Origin of the sequence: Vibrio sp. NC2, from assembly GCF_025195005.1 — a bacterium.
Lineage (GTDB): Bacteria > Pseudomonadota > Gammaproteobacteria > Enterobacterales > Vibrionaceae > Vibrio > Vibrio splendidus.
In genome coordinates this window covers 56,799-71,813 of record NZ_JANVFC010000001.1, presented here as the reverse complement: position 1 = coordinate 71,813, position 15,015 = coordinate 56,799, and the positions used below count along the sequence as shown (strand labels likewise).

Annotated in this window: 13 protein-coding genes; 4 read left to right on the top strand and 9 right to left on the bottom strand. The window is 44.8% G+C overall.

Annotated features, from left to right (window positions below; genetic code table 11):
* Positions 1-36 precede the first annotated feature (36 nt).
* The 5 genes from NX845_RS00320 to hinT all read right to left on the bottom strand — a co-directional run bounded on the left by NX845_RS00320 (position 37) and on the right by hinT (position 4,426).
* Entirely contained in the window at positions 37-891 is an 855-nt protein-coding gene (locus NX845_RS00320) for a phosphotransferase (protein ID WP_065681189.1), read from the bottom strand.
* Positions 892-1,081: 190 nt separating this feature from the next.
* Complete coding sequence (gene lpoB, locus NX845_RS00315; protein WP_017107631.1) at positions 1,082-1,672, bottom strand: penicillin-binding protein activator LpoB; 591 nt, start codon at positions 1,670-1,672, stop codon at positions 1,082-1,084.
* 86 nt (positions 1,673-1,758) lie between these two features.
* Positions 1,759-2,142: a YcfL family protein gene (locus NX845_RS00310; RefSeq protein ID WP_004736265.1), complete on the bottom strand. Its 384-nt coding sequence runs from the start codon at positions 2,140-2,142 to the stop codon at positions 1,759-1,761.
* Positions 2,142-3,533 (bottom strand): COG3014 family protein, encoded by a 1,392-nt coding sequence (locus NX845_RS00305; RefSeq protein WP_102456023.1) that lies wholly within the window; start codon positions 3,531-3,533, stop codon positions 2,142-2,144. Before NX845_RS00305 ends, NX845_RS00310 begins: the two co-directional genes overlap by 1 nt.
* A 542-nt stretch (positions 3,534-4,075) precedes the next feature.
* A complete protein-coding gene (hinT, locus tag NX845_RS00300; protein ID WP_004736268.1) occupies positions 4,076-4,426 on the bottom strand; it encodes a purine nucleoside phosphoramidase in 351 nt (116 codons plus the stop codon).
* A 277-nt stretch (positions 4,427-4,703) separates the two neighbouring features.
* On the opposite strand from hinT, the gene NX845_RS00295 reads away from it, so the two are divergent.
* Together NX845_RS00295 and NX845_RS00290 are read left to right on the top strand one after the other, a co-directional pair.
* Entirely contained in the window at positions 4,704-6,695 is a 1,992-nt protein-coding gene (locus NX845_RS00295) for a methyl-accepting chemotaxis protein (RefSeq protein WP_004736269.1), read from the top strand.
* A 197-nt stretch (positions 6,696-6,892) separates the two neighbouring features.
* On the top strand, positions 6,893-8,059 hold the full coding sequence (locus NX845_RS00290) for a DUF1887 family protein (protein ID WP_004736271.1): 1,167 nt from the start codon (positions 6,893-6,895) through the stop codon (positions 8,057-8,059).
* A gap of 242 nt (positions 8,060-8,301) precedes the next feature.
* On the opposite strand, the gene udp is transcribed toward NX845_RS00290, so the two are convergent.
* The 4 genes from udp to NX845_RS00270 all read right to left on the bottom strand — a co-directional run bounded on the left by udp (position 8,302) and on the right by NX845_RS00270 (position 13,964).
* Positions 8,302-9,060 carry a uridine phosphorylase gene (udp, locus tag NX845_RS00285; protein ID WP_004736272.1) on the bottom strand — a complete coding sequence of 253 codons (759 nt, stop codon included), beginning with the start codon at positions 9,058-9,060 and terminating at the stop codon, positions 8,302-8,304.
* Between the two features lie 314 nt (positions 9,061-9,374).
* Positions 9,375-11,723 (bottom strand): zinc/cadmium/mercury/lead-transporting ATPase, encoded by a 2,349-nt coding sequence (locus NX845_RS00280; protein ID WP_065681187.1) that lies wholly within the window; start codon positions 11,721-11,723, stop codon positions 9,375-9,377.
* 174 nt (positions 11,724-11,897) lie between these two features.
* Positions 11,898-13,361 (bottom strand): MATE family efflux transporter, encoded by a 1,464-nt coding sequence (locus NX845_RS00275; RefSeq protein ID WP_017086104.1) that lies wholly within the window; start codon positions 13,359-13,361, stop codon positions 11,898-11,900.
* 186 nt (positions 13,362-13,547) lie between these two features.
* Positions 13,548-13,964, bottom strand: coding sequence for a CBS domain-containing protein (locus tag NX845_RS00270; RefSeq protein WP_017078938.1), 417 nt, complete (start codon positions 13,962-13,964; stop codon positions 13,548-13,550).
* Positions 13,965-14,247: 283 nt separating this feature from the next.
* Here NX845_RS00270 and NX845_RS00265 point away from each other — a divergent pair, with 283 nt between their 5' ends.
* Together NX845_RS00265 and NX845_RS00260 are read left to right on the top strand one after the other, a co-directional pair.
* Entirely contained in the window at positions 14,248-14,481 is a 234-nt protein-coding gene (locus tag NX845_RS00265; protein WP_017078937.1) for a hypothetical protein, read from the top strand.
* A 184-nt stretch (positions 14,482-14,665) separates the two neighbouring features.
* Positions 14,666-14,962, top strand: coding sequence for a hypothetical protein (locus NX845_RS00260; protein WP_004736279.1), 297 nt, complete (start codon positions 14,666-14,668; stop codon positions 14,960-14,962).
* The last annotated feature ends 53 nt before the right edge of the window (positions 14,963-15,015 follow it).

The window sequence follows — 15,015 nt, the reverse complement described above, 5'->3', positions numbered from 1 at the left end:
GAACGAAATTATATTTTTCACTTCCTAAACGTGATCCTAGCTACATAAAGTGTGACTCAGCGCCTCTGCTTCACGCAGATAACTTTCATCGCCCCAGAGCTGATGAGCAAGTAAATACCACAGCATCGCCATCATTTGGCTTCTTGGTAACCATGCTTCTACCCCATCAAGCCAAGGTTGGACATCATGGATGCCTCGCAGCTGACAGTACTTGTTAACGGCTTCAGCAACTGGTAACCCTGCAACAGCAATGGTCAGCGTAAGATCAAGTCTAGGGTCTGCTAGCGCAGCATATTCCCAATCAATAATCTTAATGTCGTCACTGTTTCTCACTAGGTTATAACCACCTAAATCAAAATGGCACAAAGACAGGTCAACATTTGGAACACTCGGTGCTACTCGCCACTCTTGGTAAATTTTAGTACAGGCTTCAGTCTTATGAATCGAATCAAGTTGCAGCCAATAGTGGTCAACTCGCGCCGTGAAACTGAACGGTTGGAGCGGCAATCGCGCGGTGTTAACCAAATGCACCGAGATCAGAGTCTTCAACAAATCATCAAGCTCTAAGCCTTCGTAAAGCGTCTCACCCGCAATCCATTCAACCAATAAGCCTTGCTCATTGACCACTATTGGACTTGGTCCAATACCTAGACGCTCAATTGCGGAAAGCACTTGATACTCTTCATGACGAGAGATAAAGAAGGCTTTGGTGATGGGAGTGATTGGACGCCAAACATACGCAGTGCCATCGGCTAACACCAACTTCCAACATCGATTAGTCAACCCGCCGGTCAGCGTTTGAGCTCTAACTGGAGGCTCAGAAAAGTAACCATCAAGCGAACTCAAACTGGTATCAAGAAGCTTAGCCTCAGACCAAGAAAAAATTGCCATATTTACTCCCTATAAACGTCTTAACTGCCCTATAAACGTCTTCATTTCCCTACAAAAAAGACACTGACCAAAAGCCAGTGTCTCTTCATAAACAGCACATCATGCACTGCATTGGCGTGTGGCCAAATCATGCACAGCCAAGACTAGACGCTGTCAAAACTGGCTGCGTTTAGTTGGCAAGTAAGCGAAATTAAAGGCCTAGTAGGCTCTTAGATTGTTGCTTACGGATTTCAGTCTCGTCAGCCCATTCAATCAAGCCAGACTCAAGATCCATTAGACGCATCGTCATTTTGTAGTAAACGTCTTCGTCGCTACCGTCTTTCTTAACGATGCTTGATAGGTTGCCGTACAGCATGTATTGAGCACCGACCATTTTACCGAATTGAATTGCTGAGCTTTGGTTTACAAGCTCATCATTATTTTGGAAGTTCAATTGGTCACGAACAGACTCTACACGGTCCATATCAACGAAACGGAACTTACCAGAATTCAGCATTTTAGTACTGATAGTGTCAGTGATTGACTCAGTATCGATGTGCTCACTTGTCTTGTTCTTGATTCGCTCTACGAACACGATTGGACGTTGCTCACGAGTAATGTAAGACACTGAACCAGACGCCATCATGCTATCGACCATTTCACCCGCAATCGTTTGAAGGTCAGTTGAACCGAAATCGATTGTCGTGGTTTCTACAGCTTGTGCATCACCGTAGCTTACCTTGTTTGAACAACCGCCTAAAATAACCGCTAAACCTAGTAGCGCAATGACACTCTTTTTCATTTTGTTTCCTCAACTTATCACTGAGCGGGGTTACCCACACTCTTAAATTCTTGTATTTACGAATCATTAAACCCGTTTTATCAGACTTACTGCTCTCGGAACTGGACTCTGAATTGAGTCGCTTTCGGGTTTACCGACACTTCCGACAACGAAATACTTTCAAAACCACGAACAATCGCTTGCTTCCAAGGGCCTTGTTTTAGGTTGACCTCAAGCCCGGCATCGTCGTACCAGTAAAAACGATAAAGGATATGTTGATCGCCTTTATAGTTACTGTTTAAACGAACAATTCCTCGAGTGTGACCGTCAACTTGGTCGGTACGGATATCTTCAACCAACAAACGGCTGCCCAATACCTTGTCACCAAAGAAAACGTTCTGGGTCAGACTATCAACCCTTACGCCAGCTGTATTATCAGCACAACCAGCCAGAGCCATAACCGCTGCTAAACTCACTAACCACTTTTTCATTACAGCCTCCCTAGCTGTTTATGCCACATTGTTGCATTGTTACCTTGTCGAGAAATCCACACCAAAGTGGTCTGCCCTTCTCGGATATCAAAGTCGTACGTTTTAGCGCCCGCTTCTAGCGTATATTGACCGCTGTTTGCTACGAACGTGCTGCTCTTAATCTCAGCCGGTAGAGATTGCCAACTGCGTGTGTCTGGTTGTTCGGTGAATGTATTCCACACATTGAACAAGATATTGCCGACATCGTTGCCTTTGGTCGCTTCTTTACGGATACGGTCTTTAGCTACCACACGTAAAGCCTGACGGATAACAATGCTCGTCATACGTTCAGACAAATCATTCTGAGCCATCGCGTTTACATCCGTGATCAAATGTTCTTGTAACGGTTGCCCATTGATTCGCAAGGCAGAAAAACGCTCTACGTTTTGACTCGGGTAATAGGGCAGCGCAAGAGAGTATATTGCCCCCTGATCGCGACTGTCATAAACAGGTAAATCTAATCGCCAACTGTCCATTGCTTGTACAGCGCTTTGTTCTTGAAGCACAATCACTCGCCCTTCACCTGCACCAAGCTTAGATGATTGCTTATAGCGTTTTTCTAATGTCGCTAAATCTTGTCGCATCCCTAAACGAGCAGCTGTTGCCATCGTTCTGTCGATTATTTCTTGGTTATCTGGCATCACAGCCAAAGCACGACGATAGTCAACATAGGCACTGTTTAAATCATTTGAAGCTTCATAAAGCAGACCAGACAAGAACATCAGATACGCATTCTGTACCGACTGCAGCTTTTTACCCGCATCAGGATAGTTTGCAAGGATGCTACCCACATTGGCAGACAGGCCTTGCTTCTTCGCATCGCTGGCTGCTTTGTCTAACTCAGCCTCGCGTTGCTTCTTTGCTTGTTCTTGAACTTGGTTGGCGCGACGCATTTCGATCACCGCACCTTCTAAATCGTTTTTCTTGAGATAGTTTAAACCGAGATACAGATGAAGAAACCCTAGCTCATAATCGGCTGGCACATACTCGGTAATATTATCATTCACAGCCAACGCACCCACGCTGGTTGCACTGTCTGAAATCGAGATAACGGCTTTTCTTTGCTGCTCAGTTACCGCCTGATCCGCCACTTCAAACGAAGACTTACTCTCTGGGTATTGCTGATCCAGAAGGTTAATTCTACCTCTTTCAAAGTTATCAAGGATGTCACCCGCAGCGTAATCTGGTAGCTCTTGTTGAGCCTCTGAATAATCTCCAGATTTAACGGCTTGGTAGATCTCTTTGTTTTGCGCGCTGTAATGACTGAACAGGTTTCCTGCAGACATACTTGCACATCCCACAGTCAACGCCGATAACAGGGCAATGGAAGCGAATCTAAACTGTTGCTTCACTTATCGTCTCCGTGCATGTTTAAAATGCCAACTTTGTTAGGGTCTGTTGACCTTTCGTGGTTAAATTTTGTTCGAGATAGAATCGTTTTAGGCGCGGCAAGGAGTATGTAGCCTAGTCATTCTAAGTTAATACTTCTTAACAAAGCATAAAACGATTCTAGCCGAACCCTTCAGGCAGTCTTTGTGGTTCATTTCTACTGCGTTATCAGCTTCTCATGTAGGCTAGCTACACTTCAAAGCCTCTGCCTTGTAGAAATTTCCCACAAAGTGCTGCAAAAATCAGCTCGAAAGATCAACAGACCCTAGTCTCATTATCAAAACGAAACGTGTTGTAAAAAGGATCTCAAGCCAGTTGAAACCCTACTGATTTAGCCTCTGCCTAGGCGATGCCGACATTCAGACAACAGATAGAACTTAAAGTTGGCATACAAACTACAAATTTTCCAACTAACTACTTGTGTTAACCCACTAATGAGCACGTTTAAACTAGCTCGTTAGCTTTCATTAACTTGTTAGCTTTGCATTAGCTCATTAACTTTTTATTAGCTCATTAAGAGGGGACCAAGTGGACGGCCACCAACCAAGTGCATGTGAATATGATAAACCTCTTGGCCGCCATGAGAATTGCAGTTCACAATAAGACGGTAGCCATCTTCTGCAATGCCTTCTTCTTTTGCTAACTTGCGAGCCACGGTAAACATGCGCCCCATCATGGCTTCATCTTCTACTTCAACATCATTCGTTGTTGGAATCAGCTTGTTTGGGATGATTAAGATATGGCTTGGCGCGCGAGGGTTGATATCGCGAAATGCCGTTACTAAATCGTCTTGGTATAGTAGATCTGCTGGGATTTCTTTATTGATGATCTTACTAAAAATGGTTTCTTCAGCCATGTTTCTCTCCGATAAAACATTTATTTTTTAATGCTTTGAGTATGCGCTATGCCGCATCAAACCACAATAAATCTGCTTTAAAGCATAATAAAAAACACCGTTCAAATCAAAGAAAACGAGCCTTAGCTCTCAAGAATGGCATGTTGGTTATAACTGAGGGCTATTTTTGACGTGTGCGTCATAAAATGCGTAAACGGAGCTCAATAGAATGCTGATAATTTTGTTAGTTTTACTTTGACCTGACATTAGGTCTGCATTTTTATTTAGGGAGAAAGCCATGAAGGGATCTGTGATCAAGCGTATGTACGCTGGTTTCGCACTGATCATCATCATGTTCGCAGTCACGATAACCATCATGATGAACAGCATGAATCAGATACACAGCAATTTTGAGAGTGTCTCAGAAACCTCACTACCACTTGTCGCGCTTTCAAATCAAACAAGTGTTCAATTGCTTTCTGCTGATAAATCATTCAAAGATTACTTAACCACACAAAACGCTGAACGCATGTCTGCAATGCGTACTGAGTTTGCTGCGTCACAAAACTCGTTTTCAGAAGTTCTCGGAAGTTTAGAAGCGGCAAGCCAAAACAATGTTTCGCTCACTGAACGCATTGCCCAATTAAGAGCAATGGAAGAACGCTACTTCGCCGAAGCTGACGAAGCGATGAACAACTACGTCGCAATGTTTGAAGCTCAAGAGCAAGTACAGAAAGCATCTCGCGATTTCCAACGCTTACATTCAGAGTTAACTGTTGGCATGAAAGAGTACGTTGCCGACCAAAAAAGCATCTCTGTAAAAGTGATGGCAAAAAGCTACTTCATTAAACTTCAAGATGCTGAAGTAATTACCTCTGATGCGCTAGCCAGTTCTGATGTTGCCTTCGTTCAGAAAGCCGTTAACCAAAACAAAAAGGCCGTTACTCACCTTAACTACGCTTATCGCGGCCTATCCACACAACTGCCAGCACTTAAAAATGTCTTTGATGAATCGGTTCAGAAATTCACAAAAGACGTTGGTCAAAAAGGCGGTGTGTTGGACAAGCACAACAACTACTTGAAAGCGAAGCAAGCTCTGTACATCAACATTGCTAACTTAGCCGTAGAAATAGACCAAGCCATGGCTGTTTTAGACTCATTCAACGTGACTGCGGAAGAGCAACTGAACGCTTCACTGGAAGACGCAAGCAGCATCTACGACAAAGGCCTGTTCAATGCGATTGCAATTGGTATTGTTGTCACCGTATTCGCTGCAGCAATTGGTTACCATATTGCACATAGCGTAAGAGAGCCATTAACTCGCATTCTAGGTACATTAGAAGGCCTAACTGAAGGCGATATGACTCAGCGTATCGATATTCGTTATGACAACGAATTCAGCCGTGTGAGTCGTCACATCAACACCTTAGCCGACAACCTACGCAATATTCTGGTGAAACTGAATGACGCTTCAGACGACTTAACGAAGACCGCAAGCGTAAACCAGAAAACCTCTACAGAGACGCAAGCTCAACTGAACAGCCAACGTGAGCAAACGGCAACTGTCGCGACCGCAATGACAGAAATGTCTCATTCTGTACAAGAAGTGGCGAACAGCGCGCAAAGCTCACTAACCATGGTTCAACAAGTAGAATCGGCTTCTGAGTCTGGTCGTCAGATAATGAACACCAACATCAGTACCATTAACCAGCTCGAGGTTCGCCTTACTGAATCTGTTGGTGCTGTAGGTGAGTTGCAACAGATGAGTAGCCAGATTGGCTCAATCCTCGACGTGATCCGTGGTATTGCAGAACAAACCAACCTACTTGCACTCAACGCGGCAATCGAAGCGGCGCGTGCCGGTGAGCAAGGCCGTGGTTTTGCAGTGGTTGCCGATGAAGTACGCGTGCTAGCACAGAAGACCACTCAATCAACGTCTGAAATCGAGACCATGATCAGCAACCTGCAATCAAGCTCGAAAACAGCAAGCAACGTGATTGAAAGTTGTATGAGCGATATGGACATGTCGGTTCAACAAGCTTCAAGTGCCAACAGTGCGATGGAAGAGATCCAAGCCTTGATTCTAGAGATCAGCCACATGAGTACACACATCTCTCAAGCAGCCGCTGAGCAGAGTGAAACTTCTGGTGATATTGCGCGGAATATAGAAGACATCAACCATATCGCAGATAAGAGTTACCAAGCGATGTCTTCAATTGCTGAGGCAAGCCAAAACCTAACAATTCTCGCAAACCAGCAAGGTGATTTGGTTCATCAGTTCAAGCTATAGGTAGCTGAGAAATTGATAGATATTTAGTGAGAATATTGGGACTTCTTACCCAATAGTGATAACTATTTGAACAAGGGCAACTTTTATCAAGGGTTGCCCTTGTTTTTTATGATCTTTGTCATTATATGATTATTAAGGCTTGCTGCTTCCCGTTTTTTCTTTCACCTTTATGAGCGAGCCGCTATTAAGGAATTTATATGGCTGTTCATGTTGGCATTATCGATCAAGATCCCATTCGCTTGATCACCCCACTACTCGATAACCGAACGATCAGCACTCACATCGTGTTCATCGGTGACAAGAATCAAGTCAGTATTTACCAACGCTTAGACAGCGTTTTGCAGAAGCGCGACATTACGAGTGAATTTTTCGAGATTCCAACCCTCGTAAATACATCCGCGATTAAAGAGTCTATCCAAAACCTTGCCGAAGACCTCAAAGCTCGTGGTGAAGAAGTGAAACTCAACGCAAGTTGTGGCCTTCGTCACCGCCTACTTTCTGTCTACGAAGTATTTCGTACTTACCACTGGCCAATCTTTGTTGTTGAACCAAACAGTGACAAGCTGTGCTGGCTTTACCCGAATGGTAAAGAAGACGCACAAGTTCAAGACCGCATCACTATCGACGACTACCTGACTGTGTTCGGCGCTCGTGGTGAATTCAGCGATGTACAGCTGTCTCCGCAACTTGATCAAAAGCTTTATGAGCTGGGTGAACGCTGGGCAAGTAATGCACTAGAACTCGGCCCAGGCCTTGCTACATTGAACTATCTTGCAACGACCTGCCGCAAAGAACAGAGACTTGATGTAGGATTGTCAGAGAAACAACAAGGCTATCGCGAGCTAAACATGCTGTTGAGCGATTTGGTTGAAGCTAAGATCGCCACTTATGACAATGGTATTTTGACGTTTGCCAATGAAGACGCACGACGCTTCTCAAACGGCGAATGGCTTGAAACATTGGTTCATAGCACAGTTAAGCAGATCCAAGATGACATGCCGACCATTCAAGATCGCTCTTTGAATGTTCAGGTTTATCGTCAACTCGGTGAGCGCGAGGTGCGTAACGAGCTTGATGTTGCTTCTGTAGTAAACAATAAGCTGCACATCATCGAGTGTAAGACCAAAGGTATGCGTGATGATGGCGATGATACCTTGTACAAGCTGGAATCGCTTAGAGACCTTCTGGGTGGCCTACAAGCACGTGCAATGTTGGTGAGCTTCCGCCCTCTTCGTCATAACGACATCACACGAGCAGAAGATCTTGGCCTTGCATTGATTGGCCCTGACGAATTAAAAGATCTTAAAACACACCTAGCGGCATGGTTTACCGCCGCCGGTGGTGATGAAGATTTAGAATGCTAAAAGCCAATAGGCTCTTGAGAGCTCAACGCTCTTAAGTAAATCTAAAAAGGCGAATGACGATTAAGTCACTCGCCTTTTTTGTTCTCCAGCCATTTATCTGTTCCGCTCTATTTTCATCTTTCAACTCTCTATGTCTCTAATTTCTTTGCCCCATAAAAAATGGCCGCATCATTTGATGCGGCCATTTTTAAATCTTGGAAACAGACTTAAAGCATTTTTATAACTAAAAGTATGTTTACAACTTAAAGCATTTTACGAGCAGCTTCTACAACCACTTTGATTGAACGAGCTTCTGTTACTTTTAGTGTTTCGTGATCAGGCGTCTCTTTTTGAGTACGGTTGATGATTACACCAGCAACACAACCCGCTTTAAGACCCGAACTTGCACACATAGTTAGAAGCGTTGCAGATTCCATTTCGAAGTTTAGAACGCCCATGTCTTGCCATTCTTGCATAGAGCCTTGGAAACGCTTAACAACGCGACCAGAGAACGTGTCGTAACGCTCTTGACCTGGGTAGAACGTATCGCTTGATGCCGTTACGCCCATGTGGACCGTTGCACCTGATTCATCAACTGCCGCTTTCATTGCTGTTGCAACTTCAAAGTCAGCCACTGCTGGGAACTCCATAGGAGCAAAGTGCAAGCTAGCGCCGTCTAGACGAACAGAACCTGTAGAAACAATCATGTCACCCACGTTTACGTGTGGTTGGATAGCACCAGTAGTACCGACACGTAGGAAAGTGCGAACACCAAGTTGAGCAAGCTCTTCAACTGCGATAGAAGTAGATGGACCACCGATACCTGTTGAACATACAACAACTGGCTTGCCGTCTAGCTCTGCGCGGTAAAGCGTGTATTCACGGTGACTAGCAAGAAATACAGGATTCTCCATCTCTTCGGCAATTTTTTGCACACGAGCAGGATCACCAGGAATGATCGCAAGAGTAGCACCGTTAAGATCTGCTTCAGTAACACCTAAATGGAAAACAGCTTGAGACATAGTTCGCTCCTTTTGGCTTATTGGGCTTTTTACCCTTATTTAAGCTCATAGTAAATTCGTGGGGTACGAACACACTCTAACCAAGCTCATTACAAAATGAAGTGACGAGTGTCACACCAATGATCGCAACAAGATTTCAAGTTTCACGAAAAACCGATTGGCATCACAAAAATAAGCAATCTACACGCATGTGTTGCATACGAATGAGACAAAAAGCGCCTTTAACGTATTACCGCTAAAGGCGCTTTTTATATTAGGCGTTTTTGATATTAGGTGCTTTTAAATTGAGAGCGTCCTACATCAAGAACCTGAAACTAATCCGCTTTTGATTTGAATCGAAGTAAACGAAGAGCGTTGAGTGTCACCAAAGCTGTTGCGCCACTATCCGCTAAAACTGCCACCCACAAACCGGTAATACCTAGCAAACTGGTCACTAAGAACACACCTTTCAAACCAAGTGCGAGTGCGACGTTTTGACGAATGTTATTCATAGTCGCTTGCGACAGTTCAATCATCGCTGGCAACTCAGTTAAACGGTTATGAGTCAGTGCTGAATCCGCAGTTTCAAGGGCAACATCCGTACCACCGCCCATTGCGATACCTACATTTGCTGTTTTCATAGCCGGCGCATCGTTGATGCCATCGCCCACCATGGCCACGTGTGACTGCTGAGACAACTGTTCAACGTAAGACACTTTGTCGCTTGGCAGCAGGCTTGCTTTATACTGCATGCCAATCTTGCTGCTGATCGCTGCCGCGCTTCGCGGGTTATCCCCAGTAAGCATGATAGATTGAATACCCAAGTCATTGAGTCGTTCAATCGCAAGCTTAGCGTCACTGCGTAACGTGTCTTGCCAAGCAATCAGGCCAATCACAGTCGCAGCTTGCTCGGTTGATTCTTCTTGATCTTTAAGCTCAAGAGCAACCACAACCGTCTTGCCCTCGCCTTCTAATGCCTCAACCTGAGAAACAACATCGGCACCAAGATCGAACGTCACCTTAGAAGGCGATAGAACCTGATACTTAATTCCGTCGACATCGCCTTCAACACCACTACCGATAAGCGCGGTCTTGTTGTGTGACTCTGGAATTTCGACATTCAGTTCTTTCACTTTAGCAACTAGCGACTGCGCCAATGGGTGAGTAGAACCCACTTCAATTGCTCCAACCACACGAAGCATCGCATCTTGTTGCCAACCCGATAGAGGCTGAATGTCCGTAACCTGAGGTTTACCTTCAGTCAGTGTGCCCGTCTTATCGAAGGCAATAGTTTGAATTTTACCAAGCTGCTCCAGTGCTGCGCCGCCTTTAATTAGCGCACCACGTTTCGCGGCGGCTGCCAAACCAGACGTAATCGCGGCTGGAGTTGAGATAACCAACGCACACGGACAAGCAATCAACAATAGCGCTAAACCACGATAGACCCACGTTTCCCACGGCTGTGCGAACAACAATGGCGGCGTTATGATGACTAAAAGAGCCACCAACATCATTAACGGTGTATACCAGCGACTGAACTTATCGAGGAATCGCTCGAGCGGCGCTTTACGAGATTCTGCTTCTTCAATCAGGTGAAGAATACGGTCGATCGCGTTCTCACCCTGCTTTGAAGTGATGGTAATACGCACCACTTTATCCACGACCACAGCGCCAGCCATGATGCTGTTGCCTTCGATGTGTTCGACAGGAACAGATTCCCCCGTTAATGCACTTTCATCGAAGCTTGCAGCGTCGGTAATCAGTTTTCCATCAGCAGGTAAACGAGAGCCCGCCGCTACTTCAATCACGTCACCAGGAACAAGTTCACTGACTGCAACTTCAACACGCTCGCCGTTGATGATCTTGGTTGCGTTTTCTGGTACCAATGCCATTAGCGCTTGAACGCCACTTCTTGCTCTTGATGAAGCAAACGCTTCTAAGCGCTCACCAATCAAGAACAACAGTAAAACCATCGCCGCTTCCGCGGTTTCGCCCAGGTACAAGGCACCCAGCGCGGCAACACTCATTAGAGTTTCTATTGCGAAAGGTGTACCTGAACGTGCCAGCTGAACCGCTTTCTTAGCCACCGGATATAATCCGAGTAGACAGGTTGCGGTGAATAAGCCTTCACTTAATTGAGGATATGTACTTTTCAGAAGCGCAGCGAACAGCATTGCCGCTGCAATCGCGATAATCTGAAAATTAGGTTGGATGTACGCTTGCCAAAAAGTCTCAGGTTGTTGTTTTTCTTTCTTAGAACCGACTTCCGAAAGAGGGAAACCCGTTTTGATAGAGACCTGTTCAATGGTGTCGGCAAGACTTTCATTATCGAATTTAACAACCAGTTTTTCGGTAGCAAAGAGAACCTTCGCTTGAATAACACCGTCAATATTACTGATCGCGTTTTCTATTTTTCTTGCACAAGCTGGGCAGTCCATTCCAGCAACCAGCCAACTTTTGGAAAATTGGGCGTTAAGAGATTCAGTTAAGGGCAGCCGGTCTTCTTCTCCACTGTCTGAACCACAACAATCATCTGCTGCTGCAGAAGCCGTCGTAGAACTACAGCATGATGAAGTACCCGCTGCCGTGATGCTGGAAATTTTAGGACTGGAACAGCTTGCTCCTGCCGCTTGAGGTTGAACGTCCACTTTTGTTGAGCGGCACGCTGCATGTTTTGCGCACATAATGTATCTCCTTAATACTCAAAAGCCTTGAGGTTGTTGCTAGCTAATCACAGCAACCAAACCTTAAGTTCATCAAAAGTATAAACCTTGGAGGCTACTCCAAGGTCAAGAAGAAATTGTCCAAGGCCAAGAAGAAATTTGCAAACCGACCAATCTCGTATTGGAATGCCGGTGTTATTGCGACTTGAACTCTTTACACTCTTCTCTGTTCGCAGATACATCATCAATAAGAACCGCATCGTGTGAACAAAACGGTTGTGTATTCAAGCTCACTATCGATACATCGTCTTCTACAGGATCAACTTGGGAACCTTGCATAAGCTCGGCAATATGATAGCGAAGCACCAAGGTACCAAGTATTCCGAACAAAACATTACCCAAGGCTTGCCCATACAACACACCCAATGCGCCATACCATTGCGAGCCTAAGTAGACGAACGGCAACGTACCAAGAGTGGCTTTACCCAGATTCAGTGCTGTCGAGTAAAGCGGTTTACCCAGGTTATTGAAAGACGTATTGGCAACAAACAGCGCGCCATTAAAAGTAAAGGTTAAGGCGACATAAGTACAAAATGCCGCAACAATAATTGCTGCATCACCTTGCAGGCTAAAGCCTTGGATCACATAGTCTTGGACAAAGTACAACAGAATACAGACGGCGATGGTGTATGCCGTAGTAACCAACAATGAGTTGTTGAGTGTTTCTTTTACTCTGTCCATTCGTTCTGCACCAAAGTTTTGCCCAATGATTGGTCCTACAGCGCCAGACAAGGCAAAAATAACCGCAAAGCAAACCGGCGTTAGACGACCAATCACGGCAAAACCCGCGACAAAATCCTCACCGTATTGTGCGATACCCGTTGTCACAATCGCATTACCGATAGGTGTTGCGGTATTAGTGATAATTGCGGGAAGCGCAATGGCCAATATAGGGCGAATATTAATGCGCCACTGTACCAGTGAAGGAGGTGCAACCAAGTGATGACTACGAATCAGAGGATACAGCGAGAAAAGAAGCACCGAAAAACGGGCAAAAACAGAAGCAATAGCCGCCCCTTCTATATTCCAGCCAAAACCAAAAATGAACAGAGGGTCCAAAATCGCATTAACGATACCGCCCGACAAAGTCGCCCACATCGAACGTTTGGCATCTCCTGCAGCCCTCAAACCCGCACCAGCCGCCATCGCCAACGCCAAAAATGGACCACTTGGCAATAAAATCTGTAGGTAAGCTTGGGCACGCTCTGCGGCAACCCCTTTTGCCCCTATAGCGGCTAACAGTTCTGGGATATAAGCAAACATCACCGCGGTAATCGTCAAACTGATGACAAAAGCAGTCAGCATAATACTGGTGGCGAGGTTTCGAGCGTGTTCCTGATTCTTTGAACCGATCGCTTTGGAAACTAACGCGCCCATAGCAATGGAAGTACCGATCGAAACGGAGGTAGAGAAAAAAGTCAGCGTGCCTGCAAAACCCACCGCAGCGGCCAATTCTACTTGTCCCAACATACTGATGAACAACATATCGAGTAAATCGACCACGAATAACGCCATCAAACCGACTGAGCCAGCCCCCGACATCACCAAGATGTGGCGCATCGTTGAACCTTCTACAAACTTTGCCGTTTGATTTGACATGAAACCTCCAAAAGCTGGGACACCCACAAGCAAGCTCCCTAAACTAGTGATCCAAAGCAAGCGTTCCACAAGCTAGGGAGCGACAAAGAAAGGAGCGACAAAGAAAGGCTCTATACAGAAAAAAGGCGCAAGTGCGCCTTTTTTCAATTGAGGGTATTGAGAAAAATAATCGTTCTTAACACGCTACTATACCTGATGTTTGAAGCATTCTTCCAAGTTCTTGCCGATTGCTCTCAAAACATCGGTTCTGGTGATAATACCCACTAGCTTTTTGTTATCGAGCACTGGATAAGCTTTGGGTTTACCCACTTGCATCATATCTGCCAATTCAATGATGGATAAGTCTGGTGATACCGATAACACCTCTTGGTACATACAATCACCCACAATGTGTGTGTCTTGGCAGAAATAGCTTACCTTTACCAATTTTTCTAATAAATCTTGCTCAGAAAGGAAACCAATAACTTGCTCATTATCATCAATTACTGGACCGCCCATGTGATGGCTGCTCATTACTCTATCTAACGCGAGACTTAACGGCATGTCAGGAGTGAATGTCACAACCTGCGGCGTCATGTAATCTTTCACTTTTATTGAATGCATTGCGTTCTCCCTAAATACTTTTCGTCATGTCTTTTTCTATCTTGTTAACCTAATTGTTGTCTAAAATCTTGATTTTACTAAATGGATTTCAACAATTTTATTGATAGGTAAAACCTACCAAGGCGAGCAAACAAGGTCACAAAAGGCTTGTGAGCATTTTTACGCGAGCAAAAAAATAAAAAATAGAGTCCTTACAAAGCCTTACTTTATGACACTGGCTTGAATGAATAAACCTTGTACTCTTCACGCCATAAATAATTATATCGTTACAATTAGGCCGTTTATGCAACACAACAACAGTATGTACGCGTACATTTATTCCGGTGTCGATGGTACAGAAAACACCCTCATCGCCACTGTCGACAACCAAGAAAAGCCCCTTATCTCTAGCTGCGTCGATGAGATAAAACACATGTCTAGCTTAGCGATTGATCTAGCGGCAAAACACAATTTGAAAGTAAAGTTGGTCAAATACCAAAGAGCACAAGAGATCGACTTCGGCTTGTTCGTTAAATAGCAGACTCATCACACATGTCTTGACCGACAAGCTCAACAAGCATTGTCAACGGCACCTGAATACCGTATTTTGTGGCAAGTTCTTGAGTAGGTAATCACATTGACGATGATTACCTGCTTTAACCGATAAGCGCTCGAATTGGAGACATCCGTCGCACCGCTTTTCATTGTCCAAACGGTTCACTATGACTTCGCTTCGTTCTCCTCAAACTGTTCTATCTCACTTTATCCCTAAGCTAAAAAGCTACTTTAGCGAATTATTGGATTTCCAATCGCGCATTTGGGTGGTTCATATTTTTGAAGACTCCATCACCGATCAGTCCTTTGTGATAAATGAAGATGGCTTTAAAGAGCCGTTAGAGTGGATGAAGAAACGAGCCTATCAAACAGCAATGCTTGAACGAGTTGAGAAGATGAAAATCTCACAAGTGATTGAGATTCAATTCGAAGACAAGATGCATCGATTGATGCGAGTGAAGTAGCTCTATTGTTTGGGCATTCACGAAAGGCCCTTGCTAGAAATCAAGCACAAAAA

Excerpts from the sequence above, each read along its gene's own strand:
- lpoB (WP_017107631.1), bottom strand. The coding sequence starts at position 1,672 with ATGAAAAAGAGTGTCATTGCGCTACTAGGTTTAGCGGTTATTTTAGGC.
- NX845_RS00310 (WP_004736265.1), bottom strand. The coding sequence starts at position 2,142 with ATGAAAAAGTGGTTAGTGAGTTTAGCAGCGGTTATGGCTCTGGCTGGT.
- NX845_RS00295 (WP_004736269.1), top strand. The coding sequence starts at position 4,704 with ATGAAGGGATCTGTGATCAAGCGTATGTACGCTGGTTTCGCACTGATC.
- NX845_RS00280 (WP_065681187.1), bottom strand. The coding sequence starts at position 11,723 with ATGTGCGCAAAACATGCAGCGTGCCGCTCAACAAAAGTGGACGTTCAA.
- udp (WP_004736272.1), bottom strand. The coding sequence starts at position 9,060 with ATGTCTCAAGCTGTTTTCCATTTAGGTGTTACTGAAGCAGATCTTAAC.
- NX845_RS00265 (WP_017078937.1), top strand. The coding sequence starts at position 14,248 with ATGCAACACAACAACAGTATGTACGCGTACATTTATTCCGGTGTCGAT.
- hinT (WP_004736268.1), bottom strand. The coding sequence starts at position 4,426 with ATGGCTGAAGAAACCATTTTTAGTAAGATCATCAATAAAGAAATCCCA.
- NX845_RS00320 (WP_065681189.1), bottom strand. The coding sequence starts at position 891 with ATGGCAATTTTTTCTTGGTCTGAGGCTAAGCTTCTTGATACCAGTTTG.
- NX845_RS00290 (WP_004736271.1), top strand. The coding sequence starts at position 6,893 with ATGGCTGTTCATGTTGGCATTATCGATCAAGATCCCATTCGCTTGATC.
- NX845_RS00260 (WP_004736279.1), top strand. The coding sequence starts at position 14,666 with ATGACTTCGCTTCGTTCTCCTCAAACTGTTCTATCTCACTTTATCCCT.
- NX845_RS00270 (WP_017078938.1), bottom strand. The coding sequence starts at position 13,964 with ATGCATTCAATAAAAGTGAAAGATTACATGACGCCGCAGGTTGTGACA.
- NX845_RS00275 (WP_017086104.1), bottom strand. The coding sequence starts at position 13,361 with ATGTCAAATCAAACGGCAAAGTTTGTAGAAGGTTCAACGATGCGCCAC.